Genomic DNA, 21,458 nt, shown 5'->3' with positions numbered 1-21,458 from the left:
GGATGGGAACGACATCAACCCTGTGGGAGCAAGCTCGCTCCCACAGGGGCTCGGTGGGGCAGTAATTGATCTGAAGGGGAGAGTGGGATGAACAGGACCATCAGAATCGCCAGTGGTGCGCTGGTTTTAGGCGTCGCGCTGATCAGCCTGGGCGTGTGGCGCACCGTGCCGCCGAGCATGCTCAGCGAAGTCGCCCTGCCCAACACCTGGAGCGGCCAGAGTCTCTCCCGTGACGGGGTGTCGGTGGCGCTTGAGGTCAAGCCTTTGGCCAAGGACGGTGTACTGCGCGAAGGCGAGTTTGCCGACGTGAAGTTCCGGGTCAAGGACAGCACTTCGGGCCAGCCATTGTCTGGCGTCAACCCTGGCGCCTGGCTCGACCCCGAAACCGTTGCCGCCGACCAGGCCCAGGGCCGCGAGCAAAGCTGCAAATCCCGGGTCGGGGTGTTCCTCAAATCGAGCATTGGCGCGCGGCCGCTGCTGGATCTGAACAGCTACTTCCTGCTGGTGATGAACCGCGATGCCAGTGTTTCAGTGGTCGATCCGTCGGTGTCGGTGGGCGGCATCACCAGCACCATGGCCCGGATCGATCTAAAACAACCGCCGATGGATTGGGTCACCCCGAAGGACAACAAACGGGTGTTTTTGTCGATGCCAACGGCGGGGGAAGTGGCGGTGATCGACAGTGAACAATTCAAATTGCTGGAGTCGGTGAGCGCCGGCAGCAACCCGGTGCGCGTGGCCCTGCAACCGGATGAGCGTCTGTTGTGGGTCGGCAACAACGCGTCAACCGCCGACGAGTCCGGCGTCACGGTGATCGACACCCGCAGCCTCAAGCCCCTCAAACACCTGGCCACCGGGGCCGGGCATCACGAAATCGCCTTCAGCAAGGACAGCCGCTTTGCCTTCGTCACCAACCGCGACGACGGCACCTTGAGCATCATCGACATCGCCAGCCTGACCGTCAGCAAGCAACTCAAGACCGGCTCGCACCCGCTGTCAGTAGCGTACTCGCCGCTGTCCCAGGCGGTGTACGTCGCCGATGGCCGGGACGGCACCGTGACCGTCGTCGACAGCGCCAGCCTGGCGGTGCGCCGGGTGATCAAGGCGAAGCAGGGCCTGGGGCCGATGGGCTTCAGCGCTGACGGTCGCTTCGGCATTGTGCTCAACACCCTGGAGAACCAGGCCTCGGTGATCGACGCCGCCACCGATTCGCTGATCCATGAACTGGACGTGTCGGCCGAGCCCTATCAAGTGGTGTTCACCAAGGCCTATGCGTATGTCCGCGGTCTGGCGTCGGCCAAGGTCACGATGATCAACCTGTCGTCGCTGGGCCAGGGACGTACGCCGATCAGCCAGGGTTTCGAAGCGGGGCCGCAAGCACCACGGCTGGCCGGTGATCTGCCGCTGGCGTCGAGCCTGGCGGTGTCGCGTGACGACAACGCGGTGTTCGTGGTCAACCCGGTGGACAACACCACTTACTTCTACGCCGAAGGCATGAACGCGCCGATGTCCGGATACCCCAATCGCGGGCAAGTGGCGCGGGCGGCGATGGTCATCGACCGCAGTTTGCGCGAGGTCGAACCGGGGCTGTACAGCGCGCGGATCAAGTTGCCGTCGGCCGGGCGTTTCGACGTGGCGTTCCTGCTCAATCAACCGAACATCATTCATTGCTTCACCGCGTTGGTTGAGCCGGACCCGGCAATCGCCCAACACCCCGGCGTACCCAAAGTGGAGTTCATGCTCGACAAGTCCACGGCCACCCTCGGCAGTCCTTATGTGGTGCGCTTTCGCATCGTCCAGGGCCAGCAGAAGACCCGGCGCAGCGGGGTCAAGGATGTTCAGGTGCGCTACTTCCGTGCGCCGACGTCACGGGCGCAGGAAGTAGCGGCCCTCGACGTGGGCAACGGAATCTATGAAGCCCCGGTGACCCTGGACCAGAACGGCGCGTGGTACTTGCACGTTCGTGCAGCGTCGCTGGGTGTGAGTTTCGACGACAAGACCTTTGCCAGCGTCCGGGTTCTGCCCGGCACTGCGAACTGAAGAGGGCACCGACATGAACCGTATCGCACACCGTGGATGGCTGACGTTCTGCCTGTTGGCGGCCGGTATCGGTCAGGCCCTGGCGCATTCGGCGGACGAGCACGCCGGGCACGACATGCCAGCCAAACCCGCCACGTCCGAAAGCGCACAGGTCAAGTTCGCCGACGTGGCACTCGTGGACCAGAACGGCAAATCAGTGCGCCTGGAAAAGGACCTGATCAGCAACAAAATCGTGGTCATGAGCTTCATCTACACCAGTTGCACCACGGTCTGCCCGGTGGTGTCCTCGATCATGGGCAAGGTGCAAAAACAACTCGGTGCGCGGGTCGGTGGCGAGGTGCAGTTGGTGTCGATCAGCGTCGACCCGCAGCGCGACGATGCCAAACGCCTGAACGACTACGCCCGCAATTTCCAGAACGGTCCGGGCTGGAGCTGGCTCACCGGCAGTTCGCAGTCGATCACTGAAACCCTCAAGGGCCTGGGGTCGTTCAGTGGCGACTTCAAGAACCATCAGCCATTGATCCTCGTCGGCGATGGCAACAGCCGTCACTGGACGCGCTACTACGGCTTCACCGACCCGACCGTGCTGACCCGCGAAGTCGAGAAAATCAGTGGCCAGCGCAATGCCCACGCCAAACACACCGCCATTGCCATGGAGCAACAGCCATGAGAGTGCTCGCCCAGATCCTCTTCCCGCTGTGCTTTTGCACCGTCAGCTTGATGGCATTTGCCCACGAAGGGCACGAAGAACCCGCGCCGGCGGTGGCCGCCGCGCAACCGGCAACCGGCACGCATGATGCGAAAACCTGGTTCACCGACACGCCGTTGCAGGATCAGAACGGCGAAACCCTGCGCTTCTACAGTGACGCGCTGCAAAACCGCGTGGTGCTGCTGAACGTGATTTTCACCAGCTGCAACGATGCCTGTCCGCTGATCACCCGCAAGCTCAAGGAGGTGCGTGAGTTGCTGGGCGACAAGGCCGATGGCATCACCTTTATCTCCCTTACCAGTGATCCGCTGCGCGATACGCCGGCGGTACTCAAGGCTTACACCTTGAAACAGGGCGTCGATGGGCCCCACTGGTTTTTTCTCACTGGCGACAAGGCGCAGATGGACCTTGTCCTGAGTCGTATCGGCCAGATCGTGCCAACCCCCGAACAGCATTCCACGCAGTTGATCGTCGGTGACGTGGCGAACAAGCGCTGGAGCAAAATCCGTCCCGATGCCCCGGCCGCCGCCATTGCTCAGCGCTTGCAGTTGCTGACCATGCCCGTGGCCGGTCGTTGAACGCGCCATGAAAACGTCCCTGGTCCTCGGCCTGCTACTGCTGGGCGGCATGCATTGCACCGCCCATGCGCTAGCGCTCACCCCCAGCGAAAGTGCGGGCAAACGCCTGTACCGCGAGGGGCTGTCCGAGAGCGGTGAACCGGTGATGGCGCGGGTTGGCGCGGCCGACATGATCTTGCCGGCCAGCAGCCTGCCGTGCGCCAATTGCCATGGCGCCGACGGTCAGGGACGGCCGGAAGGCGGGGTGCGCCCGCCGGACATCAGTTGGTCGCGGCTCTCCAGCCGCTATGGCCAGGAGCAAGTCAACGGCCGCAACTACCCGGCCTACACCGAGGGCGCGTTGGCCCGAGCCATTGCCGAAGGTCGCGATTCGGCGAACAACCGACTCGACCCGGCGATGCCGCGGTTCGTGCTGTCGATGAAGGACCAGCGCAACCTCACGGCCTACCTCAAGCGTGTGGCCGATGACCGCGACCCCGGTTTGACCGCTGACAGTCTGCACCTGGGCACCTTATTGCCGAGTCAAGGGCCGCTGGCCGATGAGGGCGCCACGGTGGCGGCGGTACTCAAGGGCAGCGTGGAACGCATTAACCAGGCGGGTGGCATTCATGGTCGGCAAGTGAGTTTGACCATCCTCGACCCTGGCCCGGACCGCGCCAGTGCCGAGCGGGCACTGGAGCAACTGATCGAACAGGAACAAGTGTTCGCCCTGATCTCACCGCTGGCGCCAGCGCTGGATGCGGACCTGGCGGCGCGCCTGGAACAGGCCGGGATTCCGCTGATCGGGCCGCTCTCGTTACAAGGCATGGCGCAGGCCAGTCGGCAAATCTTTGAACCGTTGCCGGGGCTGCGCGAACAGTTGATCGCCCTGGCCGACTACGGTACCGCCAATTTGCGTGTGCTCAAGGGACCGACGCTGATTACCTTTCCAGACGAACCGAGCCAGCGGCAGGCGGCGCAGGACCTCGGTCAATACTTGCAGGATCACGGCTGGCAAGAGGTGCGGTTGCAAGCCTGGGACGAGGCACAAGACGAACTGCCGCTGGGTTCTCGCTCGGTGTTTTACCTGGGCAGTGGCAGAGGTTTCAGTCGTCTGGCCGAGCGTTTGCAAAAAGCGGGGCAGGTGCCTTATCTGTTCGCCGCCTCGAATCAGGTGGCCGGTGACGTGTTGCAAATGCCCAGCGGGTTTTCCCGACGATTGTTTTTGGCCTACCCGTTCGTGCCCAGCGACTGGACACTGGCCGGGCGCCTGGCGCTGACGCAATTGCGCGAAAACCAGGGGCTGGGCGGTCAGCACGCGGTGCTGCAAGTGGGTGCCTACAGCTCGATGCTGCTGCTCGGCGAAGGCATGAAGCAGGCCGGACGCGACGCCAGCCGCGAGAAGCTCATCAATGCCCTGGAAGGCTTGCATGATTTCGAGACCGGGTTGACCCCGTTGATCAACTTCGGCCCGGGCCGCCGTCTGGGCTTGAGCGGTGCCCACGTCGTTACGGTGGAATTGCCCGACCAGCGCTTCTTTGTGGTTGCACCCTACAAACCCATTGCTGCCATGCCCTGACCGGAGGCCGATCATGAAACTCAACATTGCGCTGATGCTGCTGACACTGTGGGTCCCGGTCGCGTGGTGCAACAACGGCCCGGCCGCCGCGCGGGTCAATGGCGAGGAGATTTCCGAGTTTCGCCTGGAGCGCTATTTCGCCGAATTCCTCGAGGATCAGGGCAGGGCGGTGGGCAACATTCGCAGCCCCAAGGCTTATAAGCAGCTGCGGCAGAAAGCGCTGGACGCCTTGATCGACAAGGAACTGTTGTGGCAAGAAGCCCTCAAGCGCGGCGTGGTGATCAGCGATGCCGACGTGCAACGCCAGGTTGACCAGACCCGACAAGCCATCGGCGGCCCCGAGGTGTTTGCCCGCCGGCTCCAGGACGCCGGTTTTGATGAAGCCAGTTTCACTGAATACACCCGCCGTGAACTGGCGGCCCAGCAGGTCTTTGCCGAGCTCGTGCAGGCAGGTGGAACACCGGATGAAAAACAGGTCCGGGCGTTTTACGAAGAACACCGCGCCGACATGAGCCGGCCCGAAGAAATCCAGGCCCGGCACATCCTGGTCAAAGTGTCGCAAGGCGCCGATGCCGCCACAGTTGAAGCGGCGCGGCTACGCTTAGTAGAGATGCGCGCGAAAATCAGCCAGGGCGAGGACTTTGCCAGTGTCGCCAAGACCGGCTCCGAAGATGCTTCGGCCAGCGAAGGCGGGGACTTGGGCTATTTTCCTCGTGGGCGCATGCTCCCCGAGTTCGAAGCGGTGGCCTTCGCCCTGACGCCGGGGGCCGTCAGCGAACCGGTGCGTACGCCGTTGGGCTGGCATTTGATTTATCTCCAGAACCACTTGGAGGCAACCGATGTCTCAGAAACGCAGGGGCTTGAAATGGTCAGGGCTTACCTTGCCCGACAGCAACAGGCTCAAGCACGCTTGCAAGTTCTGGCGCAGCTTCGATCAAACAATCGAATCGAACGGATTGACGATGATTGAAGCTTGTCCCCCAAATGTGGGGAAAGCTTCAGTGCAAATCCGGGCGCTTCCCCGTCTTTGGGGGACGGGGGTTGCGAGCGAAAAGGTTTTGTCATGGAAATCAACGCGATGTGTTGACCAAAAAGCGGCACTCAGTCTGGCATGAAGTGTGCGTTAGCCTAATTAAGGCGCGTACTCCCAGGCACGAATATCGGACCTGCGGTTTCAAGGAGTCCACCTTGTTGAACAAAATACTGGTTGTTGAAGACGAACAGCTGCTTGCACAAAACCTCCGGGATTATCTGGCGGCGCAAGGGCTGGATGTCCTGGTAGCGAACGACGGTGCGAAGGCCATCGGCGAAGCCGAAAAATTTGCACCCGATGTGATGGTGTTCGATTACCGCTTGCCCGATATGGAAGGCTTTGAGGTGCTCGATGCTGTCCGCCAGAACAGGAAGTGCCATTTTGTGCTGATTACCGGGCACCCCACCGCTGAAGTCTGTGAGCGGGCCCGGCAACTGGGAGTCAGCCATATCCTGTTCAAACCGTTTCCATTGGCGGAACTGGCCCGAGCAGTCTGTGACCTTCTAGGGATGGAGCGCGAACCCAGAACGGGCGTGAGCACCTCCGAAGGATTCGTCGAACGACGCCAGAGCAGGACCGAGAGTTTCCCGCTGCAGTTGTACGACGGGAGTTGGGTGCTTGCAGATCGCCGACGAAGTACATCGGCCTCCATGGCGCCAGACGACGAACAACTGCTCACCGGGGAGTAATTGGCGCGACCAGACGTTCCGGCACCCGCCGCGATGACTCGCCGCGCCGACAGGGCTCAAAGCCCCGGGCGTTGGAGAGCATGCCATGGACCGTCTATCCCTTGCCGTCGAACCGGCGTTGCTGGACTGTGTACCGTCTCGTTTTTCCAGTGAGCAACTGGCCCAGGCCCGGGCTCGAGCCACCAGTACCGGCGAACGGGTACTGGAAGCCCTCGGGGTGCTGTGCGAACTGGCCCCGATGCCCTTCATCCAGTGCCTCGGCACCACCCTGCATTATCCGGTGCTCGACACCGACAGCCTGTTCAAGGCCATCCCGGTATTCGACCGGGTCACCCTGGCCCAATGCCTCAAGCGCGAATTCATCCTGCTGCGTCACGAAGACGCGGTCATTGGCGTGTTTGCCGACCCCTTCGATACTGCGCGCCTGGCCTGGATCGACGATTGCCTGCACGGTGCGCCGCTGTACCTGGTGCATGCCGACGACCTGAAAGCCTACCTGGCGCGTCACGAAGAAAGCTTCCATGCGGTGGAATCGCTCAATGCCCAATCCGACACCGGCGTTGAAATCGACAACCTGCAAAGCCTGTCCCTGACCAGCATCAGCGAAGACGCCAGCGTCGTTGTCAAACTGGTCAACTCGACCCTCTACGACGCCTTGAAAATGCACGCCAGTGACATCCACCTGGGCACTACCGGCAGCGGTCTGGTGATCAAGTACCGGATCGATGGCGTGCTCAACAACATCAGCAAAATCCAGGGCAGCGAGTTCGCCGAGCAGGTCATTTCCCGGGTCAAGGTCATGGCTGAACTGGACATCGGCGAAAAACGCGTGCCCCAGGACGGTCGCTTCAAGATCGGCATCAGCGGCCGGCAGATTGACTTCCGGGTGTCGATCATGCCGAGCATTTTCGGCGAAGACGCAGTGCTGCGGGTCCTCGACAAACAGGACCTGGCCGACAAAGTCAGTGGCGTGCAATTGCAGGCCCTGGGTTTTGAAGAGGAAACCCTGCGCCAATTGCGGCGCCTGGCCGCCGAACCCTACGGCATGGTGCTGGTGACCGGTCCGACCGGCAGCGGCAAAACCACCACGCTGTACGCGATGATCACCGAGATCAACCACGGCGTGGACAAGATCATTACCATCGAAGACCCGGTGGAATATCAACTGCCGGGGGTGCTGCAAATTCCGGTCAATGAAAAGAAAGGCCTGACCTTCGCCCGAGGGTTGCGCTCGATCCTGCGCCATGACCCGGACAAGATCATGGTCGGTGAAATCCGCGACCCGGACACCGCGCAAATCGCCGTGCAATCGGCACTCACCGGTCACCTGGTGTTCACCACCATCCACGCCAACAACGTTTTCGACGTGATCGGCCGTTTCACCCAAATGGAAATCGATCCCTACAGCCTGGTGTCGGCCCTCAACGCGGTGCTGGCGCAGCGGCTGATCCGCCTGGTCTGCGCCAGTTGCAGCGCGCCGGTCACCCCCACCGACGACGAATTGCTTGCCTCGGGCCTCGATCCAAAAGACGTCGGCCACTATCACTTTGTGCATGGCAAGGGCTGCGGCCACTGCCGGGGCACCGGGTATCGCGGGCGCAGTGCGATCGCCGAGCTGCTGCACCTGGACGACGAACTGCGGCAAATGATTGTCGAGCGCCAACCCATTTCGAAGATCAAGGCCCACGCCTGTAAACGTGGCTTGCGGCTGTTGCGCGAGTCGGCCCTGGAACTGGTGCAACAGGGGCGTACCACGCTCGAGGAGATCAATCGTGTCACTTTTGTCTCGTGATCGGTATATCGCCGTGCTCGGCGCCAGTGGTGTCGGCCTCGGCCAACGCCGCGGCAGCGACACCCTTTGGCTGGGCAGCGTCGGCTTCATCGACGAAGGCTTCCATGCCTGGGCCGTCGCCCTCGAAACCCTTGACCGTTTGCTCGGCGAACATGCGCAGGCCGGCGCGGAGCTGTGTGTGGTGATCTCCGGGCACTTCAGCCGTTTCTGCCTGGTGCCCTGGAGCGAAGAAATCAGCAGCCCCGACGAACTGCTCGGCTTTGCTCAACTGTGCTTCGAAGACCTTTATGGCGTACCAACGCAGCCCTGGAGCATGGTGCTGTCGGCCGAGCCAGCAGGTTACGACCGGATCGCCACTGCACTGCCGCAAGACTTGCTGACGCGCCTGCGCAACCTGGTCAGCGGTCGCGGTATGCGCCTGCGTTCGGTGCAGCCGTACCTGATGGCCGCGTTTAACCATTTCGACAAGAGCTTTGACGGTGGCGACTTTCTGTTCGTGGTCGCCGAGCCGGTGCGCAGCGTGCTGCTGCTGGCACGGGAAGGGAAGTGGGCGGCGGTGCGTTCGGTGGGCAGCAGTGACAGCGATGCTGCACTGACCGCACTGATCGGCCGTGAAAGCCAATTGCAGGCTTCCACCAGCGAACGGCCGCTCAGCGTCTACCTGCACGCACCGGCGCGCATCGACTCGCATCCCGACGTGCCGGGCGTGCAGTTGCGCACCCTTGAAGAAGACCAGACAGCCGTACGCGACAGTTTGTACGTGATGTCTCGGGCGGTGGCCTGACATGCGCCCGCTGATGCTCGACTTCCAGCCGCGTCGCCGTTCCGGCCCATTGGGCTGGAGCTTGCTGGCCGGTGGCGTGGCGCTGGCGCTGGTGTGTTTCTTCGTCCAGCAACACCTCGACGAAGAGGCCTCGCAACAACAAGGGCATCTGCAACATGCCCAGCGTGCACTCACCGGCGACAACGGCAGCAAGGTTTCCCTGACCCCGGCCGAAACCCGTGAGCAGGCACAGAACCTGGCCGAAATGCGCAAAGTTTCCCAGCAGCTGCGCCGGCCTTGGGAACGGCTGTTCGCCATGCTCGAAGCCATGCCGCGCGACAACGTCGCGTTGCTGACCCTGACCCCGGATGCGCGCAAAGGCCAGGTGCGCATCAGTGCCGAGGCGCGGGATCTGGAAGCCATGCTCGAATTCCACCAACGTCTGGAAGCCAGCGACGAGCTGTCCGACGTGTCGCTGCTCAGCCACGAAATCGTCGCCAACGTGCCGGAACACCCGGTGCAATTCAACCTGTCGGCCAGTTGGGAGATCGGTGATGCGAATCCCTAAGTTGATCGTCCACGAATACCTGCAAGGCCTGGGCATTCCGGGCCTGGCTGGCATGGCGCTGCTGCTGGTCGGCCTGGTGTATGGCCTGGGCGGTTTGCTGCCGGACTGGCAAGCGCTGCAACAGCTGAGCCAGCAGACCCGTGAAGCCGGCGAGTACCTGGCCAAGGTTGAAGACGGCAGCGTCGCCCCCCCGGTGGTGCCGCAGCGTCAACTGGATGACTTCCGCAGCAAATTGCCGTCGCAACCGCAGGCCACCGTGGCCATCGACAAGATCTACGCGCTGGCCAGCCAGGAACACATCACCCTGTCGCGCGGTGAGTATTCACTGGGCATCGACCCCAAGACGCACCTGGCCCGCTATCAGATCTTGCTGCCGGTTCGCGGCAGCTATCCGCAACTGCGGCGCTTCCTGCACGCCTTGCTCGGCCAGTTGCCAGCGGTGGTGGTGGAAGACGTGGAGTTCCAGCGCAAGAAGATCGCCGACACCGACCTGACCGGGCGGATCCGCATGACCCTTTACCTGTCGAGGTCATGATGAATACCAAGCGCGTACTGGGTTGGATGGCGTTCTTCGGCGTGGCCGCGGGACTGGCCTGGGGCCCTCAATATTTCCAGAAAATCGATGAGGGCGACGAGTCTGTCGCCGCCTCGACCACCCCGGTCAAAAGCAAAACCGGCACGCTGCCGGCTGCCGTAGCCAATGGCAAACCGGCGGTGATCAAGGACCTCAGCCCGTCCGGTGACCTGTTCACCGCCCGCAGCTGGAAGGTCGCACCGACCCTGGCCAGCGTCACCGAAAAACCCGTCAACCAGACCCCGGTGGTACAGGCCCCCAGCGTACCGCCGATGCCTTTCCAGTTCATTGGCAAGCTCAATGACCGTTCCGACCTGCAAGTGTTTTTGCAGAACGGCGAAAAAATATACGTCGTACGCAAAGGGGATGTGATCGACGAAACCTGGCGGATCGAGCGGATTTCCGATGTGGAACTCAGTTTTGTCTACTTGCCTCTGCATTTGTCCCAGACCTTGTCTGTGGGGAGCGCGCAATGAACACATCCCGTTTGCTGTTGAGTGTCTGCATCGCTGCAGCGCTGGCCGCGTGCAGTTCGGCGCAGCTCGCGAATCAGGAAGCTTCCCAACTGATCGAATCGGGGCAGTACGAAGCCGGTCTGGCCCGTATCGAAGAAGGGTTGCGTGAAGACCCTCGCGACACCGAACTGCACCTGGCCCTCAACAGCGGACGCGCGCTGGCGGTCACGAATTTGTTGAGCCAGGGCGACATGGCCCGCGCCCAACGTGATTTCCCCTCGGCGCGCATGGCTTACGGTCGAGTACTGAACATCGAGCCGCACAACCGTCGCGCCCAGGACGCGCTGAGCCAGCTCGACTACCTGCGCAGCATGGATGAAAAACTCGAACTGGCCCGTGGCGACCTGCGTCGCGGCGACATCTACGGCGCCGAACGCCAGGTCAAACAGATCCTCGAACTCGACCCCAAGAATGAAGGTGCTCTGGAACTGCAAGGCAACATCCGCCTGGTGCAGAGCCGCAACGTAGTCCCGTACCCACAACTGCGTACTCGTCTGGATCGTCCGGTGACCCTGGAATTTCGCGACGCCAACCTGAAAACCATTTTCGAAGTGCTGTCCCAGGTGGCCGGTCTGAACTTCATCTTCGACAAGGACCTGCGCCCGGACATGAAAGCCACGATCTTCGTGCGTGACGTGCGCATCGAAGACGCCGTGGAACTGCTGCTGCAACAGAACCAGTTGCACCAGAAAGTGGTGAACGAAAACACCTTGCTGATCTACCCGGACTCGCCGCAAAAGCTCAAGGACTATCAAGAGCTGGTAATGCGTACCTTCTACCTGACCAGCATTGATTCCAACACCGCGCTGAACATGATCAAGACCATGCTCAAGACCCGTGACGTGTTCGTCGATGAGCGCCTCAACACCCTGACCATGCGCGACACCGAAGACGCTGTGCGCATGGCCGAAAAGCTCCTGCAATCGCAAGACCAGTCCAACCCGGAAGTGGTACTGGAAGTGGAAGTGATGGAAGTCGCCCGCCAACGGATTCTCGACCTTGGCCTGCAATGGCCGAACACCTTCGGCGTGATCAACACCGACGGTTCGCCGGTGACGATCCTCGATCAACTCAAAGGTATCGACTCAAGTCGGATCTCCATCTCGCCGTCGCCGCAAGCCAAGATCAACGCCCAGGACAACGACATCAACACCCTGGCCAGCCCGGTGATTCGCGTCAGCAACCGTGAACAGGCGCGCATCCACATTGGTCAGCGCGTGCCGATCATCAGTGCGACCTCGGTGCCGTCGACCCAAGGGCCGGTGATCACCGAAAGCGTCACCTACCTCGACGTCGGTCTGAAGCTGGAAGTGCAGCCGATCGTGCACTTGAACAATGAAGTGGCGATCAAAATCGCCCTGGAAGTCAGTAACGCCACGCCGCTGGAACCGACCCGCCAGGGCACCATTCCGGTTCAGGTCGACACCCGCAACGCCCAGACCACGCTGCGTCTGCATGACGGCGAAACGCAGATCCTCGCCGGCCTGGTGCGCAACGACCATGGCGCCACGGGCAACAAGATCCCCGGTCTTGGCGACATCCCGGGCCTTGGCCGCTTGTTCGGCAGCAACAAGGACACCGTCGGCAAATCCGAGCTGGTGCTGTCGATCACCCCACGGATCGTGCGCAACCTGCCGTACCAGAGCCCGTCGGACATGGAATTCCCTACCGGCACCGAAACCAGCATGCACATCCAGGCGCCGGATCGCCGGATGGAGCCACAGATTCAGAACGAGCACATCGACCGCTCGGTGCCTGGCGTGACCACCGAAGTGAGCGTCGGCCGGCCGGTGGCTTCCGCCACCCCTCAAGTCACTGTTGAGAAGCCTTGATCATGAACGCCTCGCAACGCGGTTTTACCTTGATCGAAGTCGTCGTGACGCTGGCCCTGATCGGCCTGCTGGCCGGTATGGCCGCGCCGCTGACCGAGACCGTGGTGCGCCGGGGCAAAGAGCAGGACTTGCGCACCGCGCTGTACCAGATTCGCGACGCCATCGACGCCTACAAGCGCGCCTTTGACGCCGGCTACATCGAGAAGTCGCTGAACAGCAGCGGCTATCCACCCAATCTTCAAGTGCTGGTCGAAGGCGTGCGCGATGTGCGCAGCGCCAAGGGTGCCAAGTTCTACTTCTTGCGCCGCGTGCCCCATGACCCGCTGACGGCGGTCAAGCGTGACGACGAAGGTGGCTGGGGCCTGCGCTCTTACGACAGCACGGCTCAAAACCCGCGGGAGGGTGAAGACGTCTTTGACGTTTACTCCAAGGCCCGGGGCAAGGGGCTCAACGGCATCGCCTACCGGGAGTGGTGAGCATATGCGTCGGCAAAAGGGCTTTACCTTATTGGAACTGATGGTGGTGATGGCAATCATCGCGACGCTGATGACCATCGCCTTGCCGCGTTATTTCAACAGCCTCGAAACGTCGAAGGAAACCACACTGCGTCAGAGCCTGTCGGCCATGCGTGAAGCATTGGATCACTACTACGGCGACACCGGACGCTACCCCGATTCCCTCGATCAACTGATCGAACAGCGTTACCTGCGCAACGCGCCGATGGACCCGATTGCCGAGCGTAAAGACACCTGGGTGCTGGTCGCGCCGCCGGATGGCGTGGCGGGCGGGGTGGCCGATATCAAAAGTGGAGCCACAGGGAGGGCGCGTGATGGCAGCCTTTATTCCGAGTGGTAAACCGGCTGACGAGGCGGGGTTCACCTACCTGGGCGTGCTGTTTCTGATCATGGTGATGGGCATGGGCCTGGCCAGTGCCGGCGAGTTGTGGGCAACCGCTTCGCGCCGCGATCGGGAGCGTCAGTTGCTGTGGGTCGGCACCCAATACGCCCAGGCACTGCGCAGCTACTACCGCAGTTCGCCAGGCCTGGCGCAGTACCCGAAAGAGCTGGCGGACCTGCTGCAGGACGAGCGTTTTCCCTCGCCCAAACATCATCTGCGCCAGCTGTACCCGGACCCGATTGGCGGGGGCGAGTGGACGCTGATGCGCGGTTTCGACGGGCGCATCACCGGCCTCAACAGCCCCTCGACGGATACGCCGCTCAAGCAGAATGATTTCCCCAGCCAATGGTCGGATTTCGCTGGCATGGCCAGCTACAAAGACTGGCAGTTCGTGGCCGAGAAGGCCTTTCTCGACGGTACGTCCGGCCCGCCGAAAAGCCAGTCCGCACGGCCTCAGGGGCTGTCGCCATGAACAGACACTGGCTCGCTGTACTGATCCTCACGTGTGTAGCGTCTTTCGCCAGCGCCGGCGAAGAAGAGGAAATGCTCGGCTTCATTGTCGATGACACGATCTCGCACATCGGCCACGACTTTTACTACTCGTTTAGTGAGCGTCTGCGCGCCACCAGCCCGATGGATTTCAACCTGGTGGTACGTGAACGACCTTCGGCTCGCTGGGGCAGCCTGGTGACCGTGGAATATCGGCAGCGACTGGTTTATCGGCGTTTCTTGCCGCCGAACACCGTGGACCTCCAGGAGGACGCCTACCAGGCAGCCGACATGGTTCGCGCACAGATAGCCCAGCAGAAGCTGGAGGCCTTGTTGCAAGACACCACGGACCTGGAGAGGGACGAATTATGAAAACGAAAACGTTCTTGCAGTGCACCGGCATTTTACTGCTCGGGCTTGGCAGCGCCAGCCTGGTCCAGGCCACGGAGCTGGTGTACACGCCCATCAACCCTTCGTTTGGCGGCAACCCGTTGAACGGCACCTGGCTACTCAACAACGCCCAGGCGCAGAACGACTATGACGATCCGGACCTGAAAAACCGTACCGCCGTGGCCGGGACAACAGCCCTGGAGCGATTCACCAGTCAGCTGCAATCGCGATTGCTGGGGCAAGTGCTGGACAACATTTCCTCCGGTAATTCGGGGAGCCTTTCTACCGACGCTTTTATTGTCAACGTTGTCGACGACTCCGGTGCACTGACCATTGAAGTGACGGACCGAGCGACCGGCGAAGTGTCGGAAATCCAGGTGAATGGCCTCGCCCCTTAAAGGGCTTTGGGTCGATGGGGAGTGAGGGAAATGAAAAAAATAATTGCGCTAGGGCTGATGTTGGCAACCTTACAAGGGTGTGGTTTGCGCGAGCCGATGTCGGCCGAGCAGGACACCAAGACCCCGACCCTGACACCACGGGCGTCGACCTATTACGACTTGCTGGCCATGCCTCGACCCAAGGGCCGGTTGATGGCGGTGGTGTACGGTTTTCGTGACCAGACCGGGCAATACAAACCGACCCCGGCCAGTTCGTTTTCAACCAGCGTGACCCAGGGCGCGGCGAGCATGTTGATGGATGCGTTGCAGGCCAGCGGCTGGTTTGTGGTGCTGGAGCGCGAAGGGCTGCAGAACTTGCTGACCGAGCGCAAGATCATTCGCGCTTCGCAGAAAAAGCCCAATACGCCGGTGAATATCCAGGGTGAATTGCCTCCGCTGCAAGCGGCGAACATGATGCTTGAAGGCGGGATCATTGCCTATGACACCAACGTGCGCAGTGGCGGGGAAGGGGCGCGTTATCTGGGGATCGATATTTCCCGGGAGTACCGGGTGGATCAGGTCACGGTGAACTTGCGAGCGGTGGATGTTCGCAGTGGGCAGGTGTTGGCTAACGTGATGACCAGCAAGACGATCTACTCGGTGAGCCGTAGTGCCGGGGTGTTCAAGTTTATCGAGTTCAAGAAGTTGCTCGAGGCGGAAGTCGGCTACACCACGAACGAGCCGGCGCAGTTGTGTGTGTTGTCGGCGATCGAGGCGGCGGTCGGGCATTTGCTGGCGCAGGGGATCGAGCGGCATTTGTGGCAGGTAGCAGGTGATAACACGCCGGATGCCGATGCGACGCTTGACCGGTACCTGACCCAGTCCAAGGTTGATCCTGAAAGTGAGTAAACCGAGGCGGCCTTCGGGCCGACCTGGTTTTCCCCTGATGTACCCGGTCTCAATTGTGGGAGCGAGCCTGCACGCGAAGGCGGCCTGATAGCCGACCATTCTCTTCCTCAGTGTACATATCCATTCCTGCGGTAAAGGCCGCTTATGGTTTCGCTCTTACAGCGAGTCCCTTTTGTCAAACGCCACAAAAGGAACCAAAAAGGCTCGCCCCGAGCGTCCGGCCCCTCGCTTAGGCTCGGCGTTCCTTCGCTCCGGTATCCATCCGGGGACACAGCCCGCAGGTTGGCTTCGCGACGACCTACATGCAGCGTGTTCGACTGCGTCGAACGGCGCTGCGCGCCACTCCCCGAATGCACACCTCCACTCAGCCTCCCGAAGGGGCGGGTGAATCAAGATCAAAAGCTGCAGGCGAGCTAACGCTCGGCCTGTTGAGTGGTGAGGAGCAAGGGCTGTACGCCAATCAATTGTAGGAGCCTGGCTTGCCAGCGATGGCGGCCTGACAGCCGACCAATCTCTACCAGATGCACCCAATCCAAATGTAGGAGTGAGCCTGCTCGCGATAGCGGACTCACATTCAACAGTGAAGCCGACTGACTCACCGTCATCGCGAGCAGGCTCACTCCTACAGGGGGATGGATTTCTGCCGGAGGATTAGCGATGTGGCGAGGATTTGGGCAGTTCGAGGTTATCCATCATCCTGTTCGCCGCCAGTTCGGCGAGCATGACGATTTGCTGGATGGCCATGGCGGTGTTGCGGTGTGGGCCTTCCAGATAACTGGCAAAATCGCCGGCCATTACGCTGGCCTGGGCCAGGGTTTCACAGGTGTGGGCCAGCAGGTCTTCGTCCTTGAGGTCTGGTGCAAGCATGAACATGGTGCTGGGTTTGCGGGTGGGTGGTGATTTAAGGGCCGCGGGGTTGAGGTAGTGATTCAACGCGCGTTCGGCGGCGTCGTGGAATTTTTTGGAATCGACGGATTCGTAGGGGGAAACGTCGTCGGTTTCCGGGGGATTTGGTGTTTCTTTGATCATGGTGAAGCTCCATTCGAAAATAGGGAGTTCGCCACGACTGCGACCAAGCAGTGGGGTGGCAAACTGTACGCAGGTTGGTCGACCAGGGAATGGAACCCGGCAGGGCCGGAGCCCTCCCACGCACAGCTCGCCATGAAGCAAGCACAAAAAGTGCGCCATTCTAAACCTGGGCGACCAAACCCGGTCGCTGAATTTGCAGCGACGGGCAAAGCCTATCTCCCGGCCTTCTGACACGACAACCGACACAACCTGTCGGAATCCTCCTCTACAACCGCCGCGGCTGTAGGACCTCCACCAATTTTTCAGGCCAACCCCGATCGAAATGTGGGAGCGGCGGTGCGACGATTCGACTTGCTCGCGATAGCGGCCTAACCACCACCCCATCCCCACCAGGCACACACAAAAAAAACCGCGACCCTCCACCAAAGGCCGCGGTTTTTTACGCCTTGCGATTATTGCTGCAACACGGTTGCCTGGTTGGCGCTACCAAACTGCTGCACGGTCGCCGTCTGGCTTACGCCGCTTTGATCAACACTGGCAATGTTGCCGGTGCCGCCCTGGGTCACATAGGCGACGTTCATGGTGTCCGCCTGTTTGACGGTGATCATGTTGTCGCTGCCATACAGCTGTGTGGTGTAGGCCTGGTTGCCGCTGCCCGACTGGTCGAACTCGGTGCTGTTGCCAGTACCGTTGCTGCTGCCCTGGGCCAGGTTGGTGGTGCCGCGCTGGTCGGCGATGAGGATGTTGTCGCTGCCGTTCTGGTCGAAATACAGCTCGTTGTACGAATCAGCCTGGCTGACCTTGGTGGAGTTGCCGGTGCCGGACTGGTTGGTAGTCATGATGTGGCCGGCGCCGTTCTGGGTGAAGTTGGCGACGTTGTTGGTGCCCACCTGATTGACGGTCGCACGCTGGTTGCTGCCAAACTGACCACCCGATTGCGGACCTTTCCAGTTGCTGGCGTAGACCTTGTTGCCAGTCCCCACCGAATTGGCGTTGAGCACATGGCTATTGCCGCTTTGGTAGGTGAAATGCACGTTGCCGGTGCCCGCTTGATACAGCGCGACGGTCGAGCCGAGGGATTCGAACTGGTCGGCATAGATCGCGTTGAGGTCGCCGACTTGCAGCACCGTCGCCACGTTGTTTTGGCCGAAGCTCTGGTCGACCACGGTTTCGTTGGTCTGCCCCATCTGATTGATGGTGGTCTGGCTGGCGGTCTGGCTGTCTTGCCAGACTTCGCTGCCGTTGCCATCGCCGAGCTGGTTGATGCTTATCGTGCCGCCCAGTCCGTTGCGTTGATCGCCATAGGCATAGTTATCGTTGCCCGACTGGTTGATGTTGATTTGGCCACCCACGTGAAACACCTGCTCGGCGGTGCCGTAGTTGGTGTTGCCGAGCTGGATGATGGACGCAGTGTTTTCCACGCCCAACTGCATCTGTTCGATGTTGGCCTCGTTGTTGTCGCCTTGCTGGAAGGTCGTGCCGGTGGAGCCGTCCTGACTGTCCTGATAGATAAACGAGAAGTTGCCGTTGCCCAGTTGTTGTTGCAGTGCCTGGCTGGCGCCCACGCCAATCGACTGACTGGCATGGCTGGTGTTGAACGTGCCGACTTGCTGCTGGGTGATGGTGCTGCCGTTTTCGTACAGTTGCTCACCATAACCGGCGTTGTAGTCACCGACCTGGGTCTGTTCGATGGTACTGCTGGCATTGTCCTGCAACGTCGCCGCATCGTTGCCCGATCCAGCCTGTTGCTGGGTGGACGTGCTGAAACTGGCCGTGGTCTGTTTCACGTTGGCGATGTTGGCATCGCCGTTCTGGTTCTGGATGGACGTGCTGTCGTCGGCCATCGCCTGGGCACTGAGGATGACCAGTATGGCGGCGGTGAGGGGCATTAATTTGAACATGATGGAACCTCCAAGTGGTGCAGCGCTTTAGCGATATTGTTTGACGGAGACGCTCATGCCGTTCCCGGACTGGGTCACGGCGCTGGAGAGCCCCGTGCCGGCCTGGACGATGCTGGCGTCGTTGTTATTGCCGTTCTGGGAAATCTGCGCACGGTTGTGGCTGCCGGTTTGTGTGATCGAGGCATCGTTGCCGGAACCTTGCTGGTTGATCATGGCCATCAGGTCGTTGCCTTGTTGCAGGATGTAAGCCTCCTGATTGCTGCCCGACTGGACGATATTGCCGAGCAACGACTGGCCGTTCTGTTGCACCAGTGCGATGTTGGCCTGGCCGTTCTGGTCGATCAGCGCGTGCTGGCCAACCGGTGGGGGCAACTCGCCCAGGTCGCCACCGGGACCGAGGTCGTTGTTGTCCATCAAGTCATCGGCGCGCACACCCGCGCTGCTGCAAAGCAGAAGCAGGCAGAGCAGGGTGGCGGTCGACGTTTTCATGGCTGAGTCCTTGGTTGAGGGCTTGCCCCACCGGCCATTGCGGTCGGTGGGGCGAGCGTTTACTGCACGGTGACGGAGACGTTGCGCACCGAGCCCGGGGTTGAACGGATGGTGGCCGTCGGGTTGAGCGATGGGGCGACCGTGGTGTTGGTGACCGTCAGGGTCCAGCGTCCGGTAATCGCCACGGTGGCGGAGCCCAGGGTGACCAGCCCGGCCGGTGTGGTGACCTGGACGGTGACCGTGTTGCCGACGATCGTCGACGAGGTACCGGCGAAGTTCCAGGTGAAGCGGTTGCCGGCACGGGCGGTGACCGTGGCAGCCGTCACGTTGAAGACTTCAAGGACCAGCGGTGGCGACACCTGCACGGTGACCGTGGCCGGTGCCGACAGGGCGCCGAAGCTGTCCCGGGCGACGTAGGTGAAGGTCGTGGTGAAAGGCAGCAGCACCGTAGCCGGAGGCGTATAGGTGATCGCCGTGCCGTTGATGGCAACAGTGCCGCGTCCTGCTGCCGGTTGGGTGAGGCTGGCGACGGCCAGCGGCAGGTTGCCTTCAGGGTCGGTGTCGTTGGCCAACACGTTGATCGTGACGGGTGCAGCCTGGGTCGAGACGCTGTCGTTGACAGCCACCGGCGGCTGGTTAGGCGCCACCGTGACGGTCACGGTCACCGGATCGGTCGAGGCCAGGCCCTTGGCGTCTTGAACCTTGTAGGTGAAGGTCGTGGTCAACGGTGCATTGACGACGGCGGGCGGGGTATAGACCACATTGTTGACGGCCAATGCCACGGTGCCCTGGCCAGCGGCCGGTTGTGCCAGTGCCGTGACGCTCAGTGGTGTGTTGCCGTCCGGGTCGCTGTCGTTGGCCAGCACGTTGAGGGTGACCGGCACGCCAAAGGTGGTGCTGCCCACATCGGCAACGCCGATCGGCGCCTGGTTCTGACCGGTATCCGGTGCGGTACCGACTACAACGACCGGCTCGGTGTCACTGCCGCCCGCGGCCGACTTGATCGTCACGGTGGCCGGTGGCTGCAGCAGATCCGGAACGGTCAGGCGTTGCAGCGTGCCGTTTTTCGACAGCCGCCCATAACCCTGAGCGACCATGTCCGGTATGCCCACTTCGTCGGTGGAAGTGGCTTCGATCAGCAGGCTGTGATTGCTCCAGTTGTAGCGGGCGGTCTGGATTTTCACCACATCGCTGAGTTTGCTCGACACGGAGGTCGGACGGGTCGAACCGGTCGGGTTGGTGGCGGTGATCACGACGACCGGAGGCACGGCGCCATTGGCCAGGAGGTGCTGGCCGAAGAACTGGCCGTTGTTATCGCCGACCATGGTGGTCTGACAAGGCGAAACAGGCGGGCCGGGGACCAGGGCGATGCTTTCGCGGAAGCACAGGGCCGAGCCGTTGTCGGCTTTGCCAAAGACTTCGACGCGGGTGCTGTTGCCTCCCGTTCCGCCGGTGCGCCGGTACGTGGCGCGGCTGATTTCCACCGGTGTTTGCGCGCGGCTGTCGAGCACTTTGCCGGACAGGGTGAAGAGGCTAGTCTCGATAGTCCCGGCGGGCCCCTGGATGCGCACGAAGTTGGTGTTGTTGGGGCTGCCGGTCACGGCTTCGGTGAGGTTCGGATCGCCGACGAAGGTTTCGACGGCGCCGGTTTCCGGGTTCACTTCCGTGTAGGGGCCGTTGACGCTGCGCAGGAATGGCCCGATGGCACCGTTGACCGCACCGCTGAAGACCCCTGGCGCACCGACGCCGACGTCTCTGGTGATGTTGATCGCACGACGGCCGGGGGTGGTGACGTTGACCGTTTCCACGCCGTAAGGGTGGGTGATGGTGTAGGTGCCGGCGACGGGAATGTTGATCCTCATACGGATCCGCGCGAAGCTGATCTGATCACCGTCGAGCGGGTTCCCGCCGGCAAATGCCGCTTCTATCCCGGCGACGTAGGCGTCCATCCCGTAGCCTGCGGCGTTGTTGGGGATGGTGGTCTCGGCGAGGAACCAGAAGGATTCGTCTGGCCAGTTATCCGGGAACACCATCGGCTGGGTGTCGTCGAAAATGCCCGGTGCCGGCAGCAGGGTGCACATGTAGGCTGGCGGTACAGAGGCGCCTACCCGCGAGCTGACGGCTTTGGACTGGCACAGCTCCATCGACAGCAGATTGTTGTCCTGGTACCAGATCGGGAATTTCCCGGTGGCAAAGGTATAGGGGCCGGGGTCGACGGCAGCGAGTTGCGCGAAAGCACTGCCGGACAGCGATAGAGTCAGTCCCAGGGCGTTGAGCGCCAGGCGTGGCCAATTGTTCATGATGCCTCCTGATGAGGATCTGGGCA

At 61.7% G+C, this 21,458-nt stretch carries 22 protein-coding genes; 18 read left to right on the top strand and 4 right to left on the bottom strand.

What is annotated here, in order from left to right; genetic code table 11:
- The first annotated feature begins 87 nt into the window (after positions 1-87).
- The 18 genes from J2X66_RS01155 (at position 88) to J2X66_RS01070 (ending at position 15,713) form a co-directional block, all read left to right on the top strand.
- On the top strand, positions 88-2,040 hold the full coding sequence (locus tag J2X66_RS01155) for a YncE family protein (RefSeq protein ID WP_310259826.1): 1,953 nt from the start codon (positions 88-90) through the stop codon (positions 2,038-2,040).
- A 13-nt stretch (positions 2,041-2,053) separates the two neighbouring features.
- Positions 2,054-2,710: an SCO family protein gene (locus J2X66_RS01150; RefSeq protein WP_310259823.1), complete on the top strand. Its 657-nt coding sequence runs from the start codon at positions 2,054-2,056 to the stop codon at positions 2,708-2,710.
- A complete protein-coding gene (locus tag J2X66_RS01145; protein ID WP_310259819.1) occupies positions 2,707-3,327 on the top strand; it encodes an SCO family protein in 621 nt (206 codons plus the stop codon). The genes J2X66_RS01150 and J2X66_RS01145 overlap by 4 nt, the downstream gene beginning before the upstream one ends.
- A gap of 7 nt (positions 3,328-3,334) precedes the next feature.
- On the top strand, positions 3,335-4,885 hold the full coding sequence (locus J2X66_RS01140; RefSeq protein ID WP_310259816.1) for an ABC transporter substrate-binding protein: 1,551 nt from the start codon (positions 3,335-3,337) through the stop codon (positions 4,883-4,885).
- Between the two features lie 13 nt (positions 4,886-4,898).
- A complete protein-coding gene (locus J2X66_RS01135) occupies positions 4,899-5,855 on the top strand; it encodes a peptidylprolyl isomerase (RefSeq protein ID WP_310259813.1) in 957 nt (318 codons plus the stop codon).
- A gap of 218 nt (positions 5,856-6,073) precedes the next feature.
- Positions 6,074-6,607, top strand: coding sequence for a response regulator (locus J2X66_RS01130; RefSeq protein ID WP_310259811.1), 534 nt, complete (start codon positions 6,074-6,076; stop codon positions 6,605-6,607).
- 85 nt (positions 6,608-6,692) lie between these two features.
- On the top strand, positions 6,693-8,399 hold the full coding sequence (locus tag J2X66_RS01125; RefSeq protein WP_310259809.1) for a GspE/PulE family protein: 1,707 nt from the start codon (positions 6,693-6,695) through the stop codon (positions 8,397-8,399).
- Positions 8,380-9,183 carry a hypothetical protein gene (locus J2X66_RS01120; protein WP_310259806.1) on the top strand — a complete coding sequence of 268 codons (804 nt, stop codon included), beginning with the start codon at positions 8,380-8,382 and terminating at the stop codon, positions 9,181-9,183. Before J2X66_RS01125 ends, J2X66_RS01120 begins: the two co-directional genes overlap by 20 nt.
- A 1-nt stretch (position 9,184) precedes the next feature.
- Entirely contained in the window at positions 9,185-9,730 is a 546-nt protein-coding gene (locus tag J2X66_RS01115; protein WP_310259803.1) for a PilN domain-containing protein, read from the top strand.
- A complete protein-coding gene (locus tag J2X66_RS01110; RefSeq protein ID WP_310259799.1) occupies positions 9,717-10,265 on the top strand; it encodes a GspMb/PilO family protein in 549 nt (182 codons plus the stop codon). The genes J2X66_RS01115 and J2X66_RS01110 overlap by 14 nt, the downstream gene beginning before the upstream one ends.
- Positions 10,265-10,780, top strand: coding sequence for a hypothetical protein (locus J2X66_RS01105; protein ID WP_310259796.1), 516 nt, complete (start codon positions 10,265-10,267; stop codon positions 10,778-10,780). The genes J2X66_RS01110 and J2X66_RS01105 overlap by 1 nt, the downstream gene beginning before the upstream one ends.
- Entirely contained in the window at positions 10,777-12,651 is a 1,875-nt protein-coding gene (locus J2X66_RS01100; protein WP_310259792.1) for a secretin N-terminal domain-containing protein, read from the top strand. The genes J2X66_RS01105 and J2X66_RS01100 overlap by 4 nt, the downstream gene beginning before the upstream one ends.
- Positions 12,652-12,653: 2 nt before the next feature.
- On the top strand, positions 12,654-13,127 hold the full coding sequence (locus J2X66_RS01095; protein ID WP_027921387.1) for a type II secretion system protein: 474 nt from the start codon (positions 12,654-12,656) through the stop codon (positions 13,125-13,127).
- Between the two features lie 4 nt (positions 13,128-13,131).
- Entirely contained in the window at positions 13,132-13,506 is a 375-nt protein-coding gene (locus J2X66_RS01090) for a type II secretion system protein (protein ID WP_027921386.1), read from the top strand.
- Entirely contained in the window at positions 13,481-14,020 is a 540-nt protein-coding gene (locus J2X66_RS01085) for a type II secretion system protein (protein WP_027921385.1), read from the top strand. Before J2X66_RS01090 ends, J2X66_RS01085 begins: the two co-directional genes overlap by 26 nt.
- Positions 14,017-14,409 (top strand): curli production assembly/transport protein CsgE, encoded by a 393-nt coding sequence (csgE, locus tag J2X66_RS01080; protein WP_310259786.1) that lies wholly within the window; start codon positions 14,017-14,019, stop codon positions 14,407-14,409. The genes J2X66_RS01085 and csgE overlap by 4 nt, the downstream gene beginning before the upstream one ends.
- A complete protein-coding gene (locus J2X66_RS01075; protein ID WP_310259783.1) occupies positions 14,406-14,825 on the top strand; it encodes a curli assembly protein CsgF in 420 nt (139 codons plus the stop codon). Before csgE ends, J2X66_RS01075 begins: the two co-directional genes overlap by 4 nt.
- Before the next feature lie 30 nt (positions 14,826-14,855).
- Positions 14,856-15,713 (top strand): CsgG/HfaB family protein, encoded by an 858-nt coding sequence (locus J2X66_RS01070; RefSeq protein ID WP_027921382.1) that lies wholly within the window; start codon positions 14,856-14,858, stop codon positions 15,711-15,713.
- 651 nt (positions 15,714-16,364) lie between these two features.
- Here J2X66_RS01070 and J2X66_RS01065 read toward each other — a convergent pair.
- The 4 genes from J2X66_RS01065 to J2X66_RS01050 form a co-directional block, all read right to left on the bottom strand.
- Positions 16,365-16,742, bottom strand: a complete 378-nt coding sequence (locus J2X66_RS01065) for a DUF6124 family protein (protein ID WP_310259777.1) — start codon at positions 16,740-16,742, stop codon at positions 16,365-16,367.
- A 452-nt stretch (positions 16,743-17,194) separates the two neighbouring features.
- Positions 17,195-18,643 carry a curlin gene (locus tag J2X66_RS01060; RefSeq protein ID WP_310259774.1) on the bottom strand — a complete coding sequence of 483 codons (1,449 nt, stop codon included), beginning with the start codon at positions 18,641-18,643 and terminating at the stop codon, positions 17,195-17,197.
- Positions 18,644-18,670: 27 nt separating this feature from the next.
- Positions 18,671-19,132 carry a curlin gene (locus J2X66_RS01055; protein WP_310259771.1) on the bottom strand — a complete coding sequence of 154 codons (462 nt, stop codon included), beginning with the start codon at positions 19,130-19,132 and terminating at the stop codon, positions 18,671-18,673.
- 59 nt (positions 19,133-19,191) lie between these two features.
- Positions 19,192-21,432, bottom strand: coding sequence for an Ig-like domain-containing protein (locus tag J2X66_RS01050; RefSeq protein ID WP_310259769.1), 2,241 nt, complete (start codon positions 21,430-21,432; stop codon positions 19,192-19,194).
- Between the last annotated feature and the right edge of the window lie 26 nt (positions 21,433-21,458).

The sequence above is a fragment of the Pseudomonas sp. 3296 genome, from assembly GCF_031456615.1.
GTDB lineage: Bacteria > Pseudomonadota > Gammaproteobacteria > Pseudomonadales > Pseudomonadaceae > Aquipseudomonas > Aquipseudomonas mucoides.
The sequence above is the reverse complement of the archived record's forward strand: the minus strand, read 5'-3'. Positions and strand labels throughout refer to the sequence as shown.